The following is a 14,981-nucleotide window of genomic DNA, read 5'->3' on the forward strand; positions in this document are numbered from 1 at the left end:
GCCGCCAAATGGGCATCTACATACTCAGGCGTCTGGCGCTGATCATCCCCACGCTGATCGGAATCATGCTGCTCAACTTTGTCATTGTGCAGGCGGCCCCCGGTGGTCCCGTTGAGCAGCTTATCGCGGAGATGGAAGGCCACGGGGGCAGCGCGCTGGCCCGGGCTTCCGGTGGTGGAACCGGTGGCGAGGTAGCCGATTCTTCCGGCGACACGCGTGGTTCCCGCGGCATACCCGATGAGCTTCTGAAAGAAATCGAAGTCATGTATGGCTTCGACAAGCCTGCTCACGAACGCTTCTTCAAGATGCTTGGCGATTACGCCACCTTCAACTTCGGTGACTCCTTCTTCCGGGAAAAAAGCGTCATCGACCTGATAATCGATAAAATGCCCGTTTCGATCTCCCTGGGGCTGTGGTCGACGCTGATCATCTATTTTATTTCTATCCCCCTGGGCATACGGAAAGCCGTTACAGACGGCTCCAGGTTCGATGTCTGGACCAGCTCAGCCATTGTGGTGGGCTATGCCATTCCGGGCTTCCTCTTCGCGATACTGCTCATCGTGCTGTTTGCCGGGGGCAGTTATTTTGACTGGTTCCCGCTCCGGGGCCTGACCTCTTCGAATTTCGACGAGCTTACCTGGTACCAGAAAATCGGGGATTACTTCTGGCACCTGGCGTTGCCCGTCACCGCAAATGTGATCGGCGGTTTTGCCACCCTGACCCTGCTTACCAAGAATTCCTTCCTGGATGAGATCGGAAAGCAGTACGTGGTAACCGCCCGCGCCAAGGGTCTGGACCAGAAAGAAGTGCTGTATGGCCACGTATTCCGCAATGCCATGCTAATCGTGATTGCCAGCCTGCCAGGCGTCCTTGTCGCTCTGTTCTTTACGGGCTCCCTGCTGATTGAAGTGATCTTCTCCCTCGACGGGCTCGGGCTGCTCGGCTTCGAGGCGGCCCTGAACCGCGACTATCCCGTGATCTTCGGCACCCTGTATATCTTCACCCTGATGGGCCTGATCCTGAAGCTGATCAGCGACATTACCTATGTCCTGGTCGATCCGCGGATCGATTTTGAAAGCCGGGAGGGTGCGTGAGTTTCCGGTCTCTGACTCCGATCCAACAGCGGCGCCTGCGGAACTTCCGGAAAAACCGCCGGGGCTTCTGGTCTTTGTGGATCTTTCTCGCCCTGTTTGGCCTGTCACTGGTCGCCGAGCTCATTGCCAACGACTCACCGCTGGTCGTGTCGTACAAAGGCGACCTCTACTTCCCGGTGGTCCAATCCGTGCCGGAAGAAACCTTTGGAGGTTTCCTGCCCACGGAAGCCGATTATCGCGATCCCTTTATCGCCGATGAGATAAGCGCCAACGGGTGGATGGTCTGGCCACCGATCCGGTTCAGCTACAACACCATCAATTACGATCTCGAGGTTCCGTCACCGGCGCCGCCGAGTGTAGAGAACTGGCTGGGGACCGACGATCAGGGCCGGGATGTTGCAGCCCGGGTGATCTATGGCTTCCGCATTTCGGTTCTGTTCGGCCTTACCCTGACCATCGCCAGTTGCATTGTCGGCGTAGTGGTCGGCGCCATCCAGGGCTTTTACGGCGGCAAAATTGATCTGCTGGGCCAGCGCTTTATCGAGGTCTGGTCCGGCCTGCCGGTACTGTATCTGCTGATCATTCTCTCCAGCATTGTGCAGCCAAACTTCTGGTGGCTGCTGGGCATCATGCTGCTGTTCAGCTGGATGGGGCTGGTGGATGTGGTCCGTGCGGAATTCCTGCGTGCCCGTAACTTCGAATACGTCAAAGCTGCCCGTGCACTGGGTCTGGACAACCGCAAAATCATGTTCCGGCATATACTCCCCAATGCCATGGTAGCCACGCTGACGTTCCTCCCGTTCATTCTGACGGGGGCAATTACCGGCCTGACCTCCCTGGATTTCCTGGGCTTTGGCCTGCCCTCCGGTTCGCCCTCGTTGGGGGAACTGATTGCCCAGGGCAAGGCCAACCTGCATGCGCCCTGGCTGGGCATATCCGCCTTCGTATCGCTGTCGCTGATGCTCACCTTGCTGGTATTCGTGGGTGAAGCCGTACGCGATGCCTTCGATCCGAGGAAGAGCTGATATGAGCCAGTTACTTCAGATTTCCGATCTTTCCATCTGTTTTGATCACGGGCCTCCAGCCGTCGAATCCCTGTCACTGGCAATCCGTGAGGGCGAGACCCTCGCACTGGTGGGCGAAAGCGGCTCCGGAAAATCCATTTCGGCACTGTCGATTCTGCGCCTCCTCGATGCACGGCACGCCAGTTACCCCAGCGGGCAAATCCGGTACCGCGATGAAGATCTTCTGGCCGCCACCGAGAAGCGCATGCGCCAGATCCGCGGCCGGGAGATCGGGATGATATTCCAGGAGCCCATGACATCCCTTAATCCTCTACATACCGTGGAAAAGCAGATTGGCGAAACCCTGGAACTGCACAAGGGAATGCGCGGGCCACAGGCAAAACAGCGCTGTCTGGAGCTGCTGCAACTCGTGGGGATACAGAACCCGGAAAGCAAGCTTGGCGCCTATCCCCACCAACTTTCGGGGGGGCAAAAGCAGCGGGTGATGATCGCCATGGCCCTCGCCAACGAACCCGATCTCCTTATCGCGGACGAGCCTACGACGGCACTGGATGTAACCGTCCAGAAACAGGTTCTCGAATTGCTCAGGGACCTTCAGAAGAAACTGGGTATGGCCATTCTTCTGATTACCCATGACCTGACCATCGTTCGGCGGTACGCCGACCGGGTGGCTGTCATGGAACACGGCAAACTCGTGGAAGAGGCTGATACCGATGCCCTGTTTGCCAGCCCACAACACCCCTATACACGAAAGCTTCTGGATGCCGAGCCCCCGGAAGCACCCCTACCCCTCGATAAACGTGCAGAACCGTTGCTGGCTGTTGAGCGACTGGACGTGCGTTTCCCGATACGAAAGAGCCTTCTGGGCAAGGTGAAGGAATCCTTTCACGCTGTGCAGGGCGCCAATTTCCAGCTCAATCGGGGCGAAACGCTCGGGATCGTCGGGGAAAGTGGCAGCGGCAAAACCACCATCGGCCATGCGCTGCTGAAGCTTACCGCCAGTACCGGGAGTATCCGCCTTGGGGGCGAGGAGCTGGCGTTTCTTAACCAGAAGGATTTCAGGCCCTGGCGAAGGCGCGTGCAGATTGTCTTTCAGGATCCGTTTGGCAGCCTGAGTCCCAGAATGTCCATTGCCGAAATTGTCCGCGAAGGGCTGGAGGTCCACGACGCGGAAAACGCAGCCGAACACGACAGCAAAGTAATTCGCGCCCTGACCGACGTTGGCCTGGATCCGGAGGCACGGCATCGTTATCCACACGAATTCTCTGGCGGCCAGCGCCAACGCATTGCCATCGCCCGGGCTCTGGTGCTGCAGCCCGACCTGATCATTCTGGACGAACCCACATCCGCCCTGGACCGCACCGTGCAGAAGCAGGTCATTGAGCTGTTGAGGGCTATCCAGACCCGTTATGGTCTAAGCTATATCTTTATCAGCCATGACCTGGCTGTAGTACGCGCCCTGAGCCATAAGCTACTGGTGCTGCAGCATGGCCGGATCGTGGAATATGGTGACGCGGCCAGGATTTTCGCTGCACCGCAGGCGGAGTACACCCGTGAACTGCTGAACGCCGCATTCTTTTACCAGAAACCAACTACGACTATTTGAGCGTTACCCCGACCAGAGCACTCAGGGATAATGCTCGCAAATCAGGAACACAGGGAGAACGACCCATGGGAATCCTCAGTGGCAAGAAAGCACTGATCGTTGGCGTAGCCAGCAAACTGTCCATTGCTTACGGTATCGCCGAGGCCTTCGCCCGCGAGGGTGCCGAACTGGCGTTTACCTACCAGAATGAAAAACTTCAACCACGGGTTGAGAAGTTCGCCGAACAGTGGGGAAGCAAGCTGACTTTCCCCTGCGATGTCGCAAGCGACGAAGAAATTGAAAACGTCTTCAAAGAGCTGGGCAAGCACTGGGACAACATCGACATCATTGTGCATGCTGTCGGCTATGCGCCTGGACACGAGCTGGACGGCAACTACGTCGACGTGACCACCCGTGATGGCTTCCGCATTGCCCACGATATCAGCTCCTACAGCTTTGTCGCGCTGGCCAAGGGTGCCCGCGGCATGATGCATGAAGGCAGCTCGCTGATTACCCTGAGCTACCTCGGCGCCGAGAAGGTTCTGCAGAACTACAATGTGATGGGCCTGGCCAAGGCTTCCCTGGAAGCCAACGTTCGCTACATGGCCGCCAGCCTGGGCCGGGACGGCATTCGGGTGAATGGCATTTCCGCGGGTCCGATCAAGACCCTGGCCGCCTCTGGCATCAAGAGCTTCCGTAAGATGCTGGCCGAAAATGCCAGGCGTGCGCCGCTGCGGCGAAACGTCACCATCGACGAAGTGGGTAATGCTGCCGCATTCCTCGGCTCTGATATGTCCTCCGGTATTACCGGCGAGATCATGTACGTGGACGGTGGCTTCAACATTACCGGAATGGGTGAACTTGAAGAGTAAGTCTCACCCTCCCCGAACGTAAAAGAGCCGGCGTTATGCCGGCTCTTTTCGTTGGATTGCACGGACAAGAGTCAATCCTGGGCCATCGCCGAGGCCACGGCCTCCACCCACTCGACGTATGCGGTTTCGTCAGACTCAATGATTCGCGCCCCCACCAGAAAGCTCGACTCGTTGGGCCGACACCAGACCACTTCGACCATCAGACCGAAAGGCTGGGCATGGTTACCAAGAAATACGCTCGCCGGCAGCAGGGCCCCCAGGGAAAGGGGTTCGTCAGCTGTCAGGCAAAGGCCACTGGCCGAAATATCACGAATACCGCAGACAAGGTCCCGCTCCTCGGCTCCGGTTTCTTCCGGCAAGCCGGACTCAAGCTCGAGTATTGCCCTGGCTCGCGCCGTAAGACGGTAATCTGCCCGATTGTCCTGATCAACGGGCGGCTCATTCCGGGTTCCAAAGCTATAGTCATTATCTGCCATTGTTGTTTTTCCTGCTTCGGCAATATCAGTTGCGGCCAACACGAATCCGCCCGACTACCCTGCTAAGGGTGTCGTCGAATTCCGCGGAGGTTCCCAGAACCCGGATGCGTCCTTCGACAATCCCCTCAACCAGGGCGTCCTCGAGAAATTCGCGCCTGTTCAGGCCCAGACGGTCCACGAACACGAGCTTTCTCGACGCATTGATGCGCACGGCCAGTTTCAGACGGGCAGGTTCATCAGACGTTTCATCGGGTTCAACGACAATCCAGCCACCAAGCTTGATAGCATCCACCTGTTTCTCGGCCAGCAGTGTTCTTTCCTTCCGGATCCGTTCCTTTTCAGCCTGTTCATCGGCGAGTCGTTGCTCTTCATCGGCTTGCCGCTGGCGCTCAAGCTCGGCTTCACGCTCCGCTTCCTCAGCTCTGCGCCGTTCTTCCGCGGCTTCTTTTTCCCGCCTCAATTCCTCGGCGCGCAGCCTGGCAGCTTCCGCCGCCTGCTCCCTCTGCCGACGCTGCTTCTCGCAGACCCGGGCAAGCAGTTCCACGGTTTCTGCCAACACCGTTCCGAACGGCGTGAGCTGCGGCAATGGCCGGATCTGCTCCTGCTCAAGGGCCCTCTGAAACTCGCCCCAGGTCTGCAGCCCCAGTTTCACGCCGGCGCCGTTGGTCCAGAGGATTTCTGCCGATTCCGGCAAGAACGCATAGAAGTAACGGCGCTGCTCTCCGACACCCTCGCCCTCGACAAACCATTGCCCCTCATACGGTTCAAAAGCTTCTGCCGCGGGCACTTCGAAGCTGAGCCAAGTGCTGTCCCAGTGGAAACTCCCCGCCGCCGGCAGAGCCTCCACAAGATCCGGCGCCTCTCCTCTCAGCCTGGAAACCATAGCGGATTCGATCCCGGACAGGGACTCCGCAGGCAGTGATTCATTAAAAACCCGTTTCCAGACATCAAGGATGCGATCGCCGATCTGTTCGCCCACGTGATAGAGCCGGTTACGGTCCTTGTCGGAAAGCGACGGATCACCAATCCAGACCAGCCATTCCAGCAACTTGCTGCCATGTCGCAGATTCTCTCCCTCAAGACCGGAATCCCAGATCGACTGTTTCAGCAGACCCTGCCAGTGATCAAGGATAAAGCGGACAATCGGAAGCGGCAGCTTGCGCCCCTGGAGAGCCCGACCGATCAATGCCCGGGAAGACTGCTCTGCCTTGCGCTGCTTTGCAGCGCCCTGCTCGGTTTCCAGCAGCCGTTGGCGGAGCTTTCCAACCTGGGCATTCCTCTTCCCGGCGTCTTCCTGCCAGCGATGACAGAATTCGTTCACCGGTTCCGTCTTGCCGGATTCAAAACTTGCGGAAACGGCGATAACCAGCGAATCCAGCTGATCCATCAGAACCTTGGCGGAACGGCCTCCGGAATCACTCCAGCCGCGCCACTCCTGAAGGCTGTCCAGCCACTCCAGTAGCGCCTTGCTGAAGGCTTTCTTGCCCTCCAGATTCATGCGCCAGGCAAGATAGAAGCGCAGCCTTGCCACCCGGCGGGCGAGGCTCGGATGCAGGCCGCTTGTCTTCAGGAACACGTCCATGATGCGGTCAGCCACATAGGCGGCGTTCACCTGTCGGGCTGACCACTCCAGATGAACAGAGCGGATAACATGGGTAACCCGCTCGTCACGCTGTTCGGACCAACAGGAAACCAGCAGTGGGCGCCAGTCGCTGACGGCGTCTGGTTCGAGCTTGCCAGCCGGGTATGGAAGGTCAGGAACACGAATGCCGGCCAGGACATCGTCAATCTTGCCTGAAACCGCTGCAACGGAAGGCACATCCTTCGGTCTCTGCCTGTTTTGCGACATCCGTTCCCCGTACTTAAGAAGCGTTGAAAAGGCCCTGTAAATAACGCAGTATAACCAACTCGCCGGGGTTTACCGCAACCGTGCACCGGCGCTATTCGCGTTAATCTGCAACCCTGTTGGCATATTCTATCGTCCACCAGGGCTGCAACGATCAGAATCGGGGAAGCAGAACAACATGTCGGGCAACAAACTAGAGAATCTGAATGTGGCGAGCCAGGAAGCACTGATCACTCCTGAAGCGCTGAAGAAGGAGATGCCGCTCTCCGACAAGGCCGCAGAAACCGTCTCAAAGGGCCGCCAGGCGATCTATGACATCATGGATGGCAAGGACCACCGGCTATTCGTCGTGGTGGGCCCCTGCTCCATTCACGATGTTGAAGCTGCGAGAGATTACGCCGCGCGCCTGAAGAAGCTTGCCGATGAAGTCAGCGATACGCTGCTGATCGTTATGCGTGTCTATTTCGAGAAGCCTCGCACAACCGTTGGCTGGAAAGGTCTCATCAACGATCCGCACCTGAACGACACCTTTGATATTGAGCAGGGACTTCACATCGGTCGTCGTCTGCTCCTGGATATCAACGAGCTTGGCCTGCCCGCAGCCACCGAAGCGCTGGATCCGATCTCCCCGCAGTACCTGCAGGACACCATTGCCTGGTCCGCCATCGGCGCCCGTACTACCGAGTCACAGACTCACCGAGAGATGAGCAGTGGCCTGTCCATGGCGATCGGTTTCAAGAACGGCACCGACGGCAGCCTGGACGTCGCGGTGAACGCCATGAAGTCCGTGTCTCACCCGCACAGTTTCCTGGGCATCGACCAGCAGGGGCAGGTGGCGATTATCCGCACCAAGGGCAATAACTACGGCCACGTTGTTCTGCGCGGTGGCGGTGGCAAACCCAACTACGATTCGGTGAGCGTCGCCCTCTGCGAACAGGCGCTGGATAAAGCAGGCCTGCGCAAGTCGATGATGATTGACTGCAGCCATGCCAACTCCAGCAAGGATCCGGCCATTCAGCCGCTGGTCATGCAGGATGTCACCCACCAGATCCTCGAAGGTAACACCTCGATCCAGAGCCTGATGGTGGAAAGCAACATCAATTGGGGTAACCAGTCGATCCCCGAGAACCTGGCGGATCTGAAGTACGGTGTCTCTGTGACAGACGCCTGCATTGACTGGCCGACCACGGAAAAAGCGATTCGGGATATGCGCGACAAGCTGAAAGACGTACTTCCCAAGCGCAAGATCGGCTGATCGGAGCCGGATACCAAACGGGGAGCCTCAGCTTCCCGTTTTTATTACCCCACCTATCCAGTCCAGCCTCTCCCTGAGCGCCACCACATGGCCGATGATGACCAGCGTCGGCGGCTGAACAGCTTCAGCGTCTACCCTTTCGACAATATTACAGAGGTTACCTGTGACCACACGCTGATCCCTTGTGGTTCCCTTGGAAACCAGCGCAACGGGCATATCGTGAGACATGCCATGCGCAACCAGTTGCCGGCAGATGATCGGCAAACCCACGAGCCCCATATAAAACACCAGGGTCTGGTTGTTCTGAACAAAGTCTCGCCAAGGAAGATCGCAGGTATCGTTCTTGAGATGGCCAGTCACGAACCGGACTGACTGGGCATAATCCCGATGTGTGAGCGGAATTCCGGCGTAGGCCGCGCAGCCGGAAGCGGCGGTTATACCCGGCACCACCTGAAAGCGTACGCCGGCGTCGGCCAGAGTTTCAATTTCTTCACCCCCGCGCCCGAAGATAAACGGGTCTCCGCCCTTGAGACGGACCACCTTCCGACCCTGCCTGGCCAAATCCACCAATCGTTGATTGATCTGGTCCTGAGGCAAGGTGTGGTTGGCCCGCTGCTTGCCAACATGAATCATCTCGGCAGTATCTGGAATCATGGCCAGTATTTCCGGCGACACCAGGCGATCGTAAAGCACGACTTCGGCGGACGTAATCAGCCTCCAGGCTTTGAGTGTCAGCAGTTCAGGGTCGCCCGGCCCAGCCCCGACGAGGGCCACTTCGCCCGCTGATGTGTTCGGGTTCGAGGTCACCGGGTTTACCCTGTACCTTACCGGTGCAGGGGTTGCACCAACGCCCTTCCCTGGCGCACTTTGTTGCTGATCACTCATTGGATTATGTCGACGCCTCCCATGTACGGCCTGAGAACCTCCGGAACCACAATGCTGCCGTCTGCCTGCTGGTAATTCTCCATAACCGCAATCAGCGCACGGCCAACCGCAAGACCTGAACCGTTCAGCGTATGCACAGGTTCCGGCTTACCGGTTTCCGGGTTACGCCAACGCGCATGCATGCGGCGTGCCTGGAAATCACGTGTGTTGGAGCAGGATGAAATTTCGCGGAACTTGTCCTGTCCCGGCAACCAGACTTCCAGATCGTAGGTCTTCGCCGCCGAAAAGCCCATGTCGCCGCCACACAGTACAACGACGCGATAAGGCAGCTCCAGCATTTGCAGAACCTTTTCCGCGTGCCCGGTGAGCGCCTCCAGGGCGGCGTCGGAATCGGCGGGACGAACGACATGCACGAGTTCAACCTTATCGAACTGATGCTGACGGATCATGCCGCGGGTATCCCGGCCGTAGGAGCCGGCCTCACTGCGGAAACAGGGCGTATGACAGACCATCTGCAGTGGCAACTCCGCGGCATCAAGGATGGAATCTGAGACCAGATTGGTGGCAGGTACTTCCGCGGTTGGAATCAGATAAAGCGGGTGTTCGCCCTCGGTTTTGAACAGATCCTCCTCAAACTTGGGCAACTGGCCCGTGCCATAGAGGCTATCAGCATTCACGAGGTAAGGTACGTAGGTCTCCAGGTAGCCATGTTCGCGAGTGTGCAAATCCAGCATGAACTGGGCCAGAGCCCTGTGCAGCCGTGCGACCGGCCCTCGCATGACAGCAAACCGAGAGTGGGCCAGGCGGGTCGCGGTCTCGAAGTCCAGGCCTTTCAGACCCTCCCCAAGGGCAACGTGATCTTTGGGCTCGAAATCAAAGGTCTTGGGCGTGCCCCAGGTTCGAATCTCGACGTTGTCGTCTTCGCTCTCACCAGCAGGCACATCTTCGTCCGGAAGGTTCGGGATTCCGGCCAGGAACCCGTTGAGCTCCTCCTGCAGCGAACGGAGCTCGTCTTCAGCTTCGGATCTCTTTTTCTTCAGATCTTCCACCTCATCCAGCAGCGGCTGGATGTCCTCACCGGCTGCCTTGGCTTTCCCGATTGATTTGGACCGTTTGTTCTGCTCGCTCTGCAGGTTTTCCGTGCTTACCTGAAGGGCGCGGCGGCGTTCCTCAAGCTGCTCGAAGGTGGCGGTATCGAATTCGAAATTCTTGATGGTCAGCCGACGGGCGATCTCTTCTGTCTGGGTGCGGACACGTTTGGGATCGAGCATGATTATCCTGAATCTTCCGGTTAGCGATGTTTTGAATGACTGGCCATTATACCTGCACTGGCGCTCGTGGCTACCGCAGCAGGAGGCTCAGGTATAGCGTTTGCGGGGGCTTTCAGCGTTGCGGGAATCCAGGCGCTGGCGTTTCTCCGCCAGCTTGATCTCCAGCCCACGATTCACGGGTTCGTAGTATCGGCGCTGGTGGATCGCCTCAGGCAGATAGGACTCGCCGGCGGCGAAGGCCTCCGGTTCGTAGTGTGCGTACCGATAGGTATCTCCGTGGCCCATGCTCTTCATCAGCTTGGTGGGCGCATTGCGCAGGTGCACCGGGACTTCGTAGTCCGGATCCTGCCGGATGTCCGCCATGCACCTGTTGAAGGCGTTGTAAACTGCATTGCTCTTGGGCGCCATGGCCAGGTAGGTCACTGCCTGGGCCAGTGCCAGCTCCCCTTCCGGAGATCCCAACCGCTCCTGGGCGTCCCAGGCTTCCATGCTGAGTTGCAGAGCACGGGGATCGGCGTTACCAATGTCTTCACTGGCAATTCGCACTAGACGCCGGGCGACATAAAGAGGATCACAGCCGCCATCCAGCATCCGGCACAGCCAATACAGCGAGCCGTCCGGATCGGAACCGCGAACGGATTTGTGCAGTGCCGAGATCTGATCGTAAAACACATCACCGCCCTTATCGAAGCGGCGCAGACTGGTCTGCATGACCTGCTCAAGCTGATCCGCCGTTACCCGATCCGTGCCGGCCTCATCCGGCTCTGCCAGGTCAGCCGCCACTTCAAGAATATTGAGAGCACGGCGGGCATCGCCACCAGACGCGGCCGCCATCAGGGTCAGCACGTCTTCATCAACTCGCAGGCGTCCACCAAATCCTTCATCAACTGTCAGCGCGCGGCGTAGCAACTGAAGGATGTCCTCTTCCTCAAGGTTCTTGAGCACGTAGACACGTGTTCTGGAAAGCAACGCACTGTTCAGCTCAAAAGAGGGATTCTCAGTGGTCGCACCAACGAAGATGAAGGTACCGTCTTCAATGTGGGGGAGAAACGCGTCCTGCTGGCTTTTGTTGAAGCGGTGCACTTCATCCACGAACAACAGAGTGTCCCGACCCTGTGACTGCTCGCGATTACGTGCCCGCTCAACAACGGCCCGGATCTCTTTCACACCGCTCAGTACGGCCGAAACCGTCTCGAAACTGAGATCGCTGACATTGGCCAGTAGTTGGGCGAAGGTGGTTTTACCGACTCCGGGAGGGCCCCAGAGGATCAACGAGTGAAGCTGGCCCTGCTCAACAGCGCGCCGCAGCGGTTTGCCGGGCCCGACCAGATGAGCCTGGCCCACATAGTCATTCAGGCTTGCCGGCCGCATTCTCGCGGCCAGCGGCCGAAAGCCCGCGGACTCCGCGAACAGACTGTCCTGCATCAGGCCCCGTCCCGGATAATATCCACACCCTCCGGATAGTCGAGGGTGAACGCACCCGCTTCAACCGGTTCGTTCAGCCTGATCCGGTCGAAACTCAGGACGCTGAGCTGTGCCAGGGAATCCTGCATACGCATCTCCTGGAGCTCACCCTTGAAGAACGTCAGCCTGAGGGACGTAAAGAGGGAGTCCGGGCTTCTTGGCTCCAGAGTAAATTCACGGGTGTTGTCGCCTATCTGGCGACCGGACACCCTGTAGGTATCCTCCAGATTATCCACCTCACCGCTCAGCAAAAGCGCGGGTGTGGATTGCACTCGATCGTCGAGATTGTGGATCGTGACCTGTTCCAGGTCCGGATCGTAAACCTCCACGGTGTCGCCATCACTGACAATAAACTGCGACAGTGGCGCACTGGTCTCCCAGTAGAACAGCCCGGGGCGCTTGGCCTTCAGGGAGCCACGGGTTTCCTGAACCTTAGTGCCATTCTCGTTAACAACAATCTGGATAAAATCCGCCTGGTAGGACTCGTAGCCCTTCAGCAACGAGGCCAACTCGTTCGCGCTATCGCTACCCTCACTCGCACTCAGAGGGCCGGCAATCAACACCGCCATGACCAGGGTGGCCAGGCATTTCACAAAAGATTGTCCCATTGCTTGTTACTCCTAATCTCTGGGTGGCGGCGGAGCCAGAACTTCACGAGCCCCGTTGTGGCCAGCGGCGCTTACCACGCCGGATGCTTCCATGGCATCAACCAGGTTCGCTGCCCGGTTGTACCCGATCTTGAATTTTCGCTGTACCGAGGAAATCGAAACACGGCGCCCTTCCGTGACGAAGGCAACGGCCTCGTCGTAAAGGGCATCCCCTTCACTATCCCCGCCTCCTTCCGAGAGGTTGGGAACGCCCGGCAGGCTCTCGCCTTCGGCGCCATTGAGAACATCGTCCACATACACGGGTTCGCCCCGGGCTTTCCAGGCACTGACCACGCGATGGACTTCGTCGTCATCGACAAAAGCCCCGTGCACCCGAACCGGCAGGCCCGAACCCGGTGGCAGGTAAAGCATGTCACCATGCCCCAGGAGCTGCTCGGCACCACCCTGATCCAGCACCGTACGCGAATCGATCTTGGACGAGACCTGGAACGACATCCGGGTCGGAATGTTGGCCTTGATCAGGCCGGTGATTACATCCACCGATGGCCGCTGGGTGGCAAGGATCAAATGAATACCGGCCGCCCGCGCCTTCTGCGCGATCCGGGCAATCAGTTCCTCAACTTTCTTGCCGACGATCATCATCATGTCGGCAAATTCATCAATCACCACCACGATGAAGGGAAGAGTGTCCAGCTCGGGGCGCTCCTGCTCGTCGTTGGCAAGGTATTCGTCCGGCTTCCAGAACGGATCCAGTAATGGTTCGCCGGCGGCCCTGGCGTCTTTGATCTTGCGGTTGTAGCCCGCCAGGTTACGGACGCCGAGGCTGGCCATGAGCTTGTACCGGCGTTCCATTTCAGCGACACACCAGCGTAGTGCGTTGGCCGCCTCCTTCATGTCGGTGACCACCGGCGCCAACAGGTGCGGAATGCCGTCGTAGATGCTCAATTCAAGCATCTTTGGGTCCACCATGATAAAGCGGACCTCTTCCGGGCCTGCCTTCAGCAGCATACTGAGCAGCATGGCATTGACGCCGACCGATTTACCGGAACCGGTGGTGCCCGCCACCAGCAGGTGCGGCATTTTGGAGAGATTGGCAACCATCGGGTTGCCGCCAATGTCGTTACCCAGTGCCAGGGTCAGCGGTGAGTTCGACTCCTGAAACACCCGCGCGCCAAGCACTTCACTGAGCCGGACCATTTCCCGTTCTTCGTTGGGAATCTCGATACCGACCACAGACTTGCCAGGAATCACCTCGACTACCCGAACGCTCAGTACGGCCAGTGAGCGGGCCAGGTCCTTTGCCAGGTTGGAAATCTTGCTGACCTTCACACCTGGAGCCGGCTTGATCTCGAACCGGGTAATGACCGGGCCGGGATTGACCTCGACTACTTCAACGGATACCCCGAAATCCCCCAGCTTTTCCTCTAGCAGCCGTGACATATGTTCCAGAGATTCTTCGGAGTAGCCTCTTTCCTTATGCTCCTCCGGCGGGTCCAGAAGAGAAATCGGCGGAATCGGGCTTTCAATATCTTCCAGCAATGAAGGCTGCTTGTTGCCCTTGTCTTTGGACTGGGTCGGCTGTTCGTCCTTCTTGAACGGCGAAATCTTCAGCGACCGTCCGGCAGACTGAGGAGATGCCTCGGGTTTGGCGGGTTTCCCGTTAGCGACAGGAGCCTCATCCCGTGAACTGAAGCTTTCGAGCCTTGCAGGTTCCGGGTCAACTTCGGCAGAGAGACCATCCAACGCGGGCTCTTTTCGAACGGTGTCTGGCTTCGACGCGGGCTTCGGGGCTTTTGGCTTCTTCGGCCCAAAGCCTGGAATCCGTTGCCACCAGCGTGGTTTGTCGGCATCTGCTTTTTGCCGTTTGCTGTCCATGGCCGGCACACGGTCCTTGACCACCGGTGGCTCAGCTTTCGGTTCTGCTTTGGGCTCTGGCTTTTCCGACTTGGGCTTGCCTTTGAAAAGGCCTTTGATGGCAAGGCCCGTTCTGAGAGTCAAACCGCCCACCTGATCCATCAGCCAGAACCAGGAGAGACCGGTAGTAACCGTTAACGCGAACAGGAAAATGGCAATCAGTAACAGGGTTGTTGCCGGCAGGTTGAAAAACCGCACCATAGCGTCGGCAACAGCCGTTCCAAGGACACCGCCCGAGGACGCCCCCAGACCAAACACGGAATACAGTGACAACAGACTGGTTGCCGAGAGAAGAATCAGCAAGAAGCCACCGAAGCGCATCATGAAGAGTGGCCAGTGCAGATCCAGGGAATCGTTACGCCGACGGATGAGCATCAACGCGTAGCCCGCAATCATGACCGGGAACAGATAGGCAACGTGGCCAAAGAAGTCCATGAACAGGCTGGCGAGCCAGGCACCAGTGCGGCCCGCATAATTCTGCACGCTGGTGTCATGACCGATACTGGCCCAGCCCGGATCTGACGGGCTAAAGGTAACCAGTGCCATGGAAAGGTAAATGCAAAGGGCAATAAGCGCGATGACGGCGCCTTCGCGAGCGCCCTGGGCGGCCAGCCGGCGAAAGCGCTGCTGCTTCTCTGTCAGTTCCTGTGGTGCTTTCTTCGCTTTTGCAGATTCGGCCATGAATG

11 protein-coding genes and 1 pseudogene are annotated in these 14,981 nt (G+C 58.3%); 5 read left to right on the forward strand and 7 right to left on the reverse strand.

What is annotated here, in order from left to right:
- Positions 1 to 8 precede the first annotated feature (8 nt).
- The 4 genes from EDB94_RS14885 to EDB94_RS14900 all read left to right on the forward strand — a co-directional run bounded on the left by EDB94_RS14885 (position 9) and on the right by EDB94_RS14900 (position 4,576).
- Complete coding sequence (locus EDB94_RS14885) at positions 9 to 1,094, forward strand: microcin C ABC transporter permease YejB (protein ID WP_008171714.1); 1,086 nt, start codon at positions 9 to 11, stop codon at positions 1,092 to 1,094.
- Positions 1,091 to 2,119: an ABC transporter permease gene (locus EDB94_RS14890; protein ID WP_108018643.1), complete on the forward strand. Its 1,029-nt coding sequence runs from the start codon at positions 1,091 to 1,093 to the stop codon at positions 2,117 to 2,119. The genes EDB94_RS14885 and EDB94_RS14890 overlap by 4 nt, the downstream gene beginning before the upstream one ends.
- Position 2,120: 1 nt before the next feature.
- Entirely contained in the window at positions 2,121 to 3,725 is a 1,605-nt protein-coding gene (locus EDB94_RS14895; protein ID WP_108018644.1) for an ABC transporter ATP-binding protein, read from the forward strand.
- 65 nt (positions 3,726 to 3,790) lie between these two features.
- Complete coding sequence (locus EDB94_RS14900; RefSeq protein ID WP_008171720.1) at positions 3,791 to 4,576, forward strand: enoyl-ACP reductase; 786 nt, start codon at positions 3,791 to 3,793, stop codon at positions 4,574 to 4,576.
- Between the two features lie 71 nt (positions 4,577 to 4,647).
- On the opposite strand, the gene EDB94_RS14905 is transcribed toward EDB94_RS14900, so the two are convergent.
- Together EDB94_RS14905 and EDB94_RS14910 are read right to left on the reverse strand one after the other, a co-directional pair.
- The gene (locus EDB94_RS14905) at positions 4,648 to 5,052 is read right to left on the reverse strand and encodes a PilZ domain-containing protein (protein WP_088828306.1); all 405 of its coding nucleotides are present in this window, start codon (positions 5,050 to 5,052) and stop codon (positions 4,648 to 4,650) included.
- Between the two features lie 25 nt (positions 5,053 to 5,077).
- Positions 5,078 to 6,901: a DUF1631 family protein gene (locus EDB94_RS14910; protein WP_108018645.1), complete on the reverse strand. Its 1,824-nt coding sequence runs from the start codon at positions 6,899 to 6,901 to the stop codon at positions 5,078 to 5,080.
- A 175-nt stretch (positions 6,902 to 7,076) separates the two neighbouring features.
- On the opposite strand from EDB94_RS14910, the gene EDB94_RS14915 reads away from it, so the two are divergent.
- Positions 7,077 to 8,153: a 3-deoxy-7-phosphoheptulonate synthase gene (locus EDB94_RS14915; RefSeq protein ID WP_008171726.1), complete on the forward strand. Its 1,077-nt coding sequence runs from the start codon at positions 7,077 to 7,079 to the stop codon at positions 8,151 to 8,153.
- A 27-nt stretch (positions 8,154 to 8,180) separates the two neighbouring features.
- Here the strand turns inward: EDB94_RS14915 and cobA are convergent.
- From cobA to EDB94_RS14940, 5 genes and pseudogenes are all read right to left on the reverse strand, one after another.
- Positions 8,181 to 9,122: pseudogene (gene cobA / locus EDB94_RS14920) on the reverse strand (uroporphyrinogen-III C-methyltransferase); the annotation flags it as partial.
- Positions 9,035 to 10,309 carry a serine--tRNA ligase gene (gene serS, locus EDB94_RS14925; RefSeq protein WP_014577177.1) on the reverse strand — a complete coding sequence of 425 codons (1,275 nt, stop codon included), beginning with the start codon at positions 10,307 to 10,309 and terminating at the stop codon, positions 9,035 to 9,037. The pseudogene cobA and the gene serS, both read right to left, overlap by 88 nt.
- Positions 10,310 to 10,396: 87 nt before the next feature.
- The gene (locus tag EDB94_RS14930) at positions 10,397 to 11,734 is read right to left on the reverse strand and encodes a replication-associated recombination protein A (protein WP_108018647.1); all 1,338 of its coding nucleotides are present in this window, start codon (positions 11,732 to 11,734) and stop codon (positions 10,397 to 10,399) included.
- A complete protein-coding gene (lolA, locus tag EDB94_RS14935; protein ID WP_108018648.1) occupies positions 11,734 to 12,381 on the reverse strand; it encodes an outer membrane lipoprotein chaperone LolA in 648 nt (215 codons plus the stop codon). The genes EDB94_RS14930 and lolA overlap by 1 nt, the downstream gene beginning before the upstream one ends.
- A 12-nt stretch (positions 12,382 to 12,393) precedes the next feature.
- The gene (locus EDB94_RS14940) at positions 12,394 to 14,976 is read right to left on the reverse strand and encodes a DNA translocase FtsK (RefSeq protein WP_108018649.1); all 2,583 of its coding nucleotides are present in this window, start codon (positions 14,974 to 14,976) and stop codon (positions 12,394 to 12,396) included.
- Positions 14,977 to 14,981: the final 5 nt, after the last annotated feature.

The sequence above is a fragment of the Marinobacter sp. 3-2 genome (genome assembly GCF_003751355.1).
Classification (GTDB): Bacteria; Pseudomonadota; Gammaproteobacteria; order Pseudomonadales; family Oleiphilaceae; genus Marinobacter; species Marinobacter adhaerens.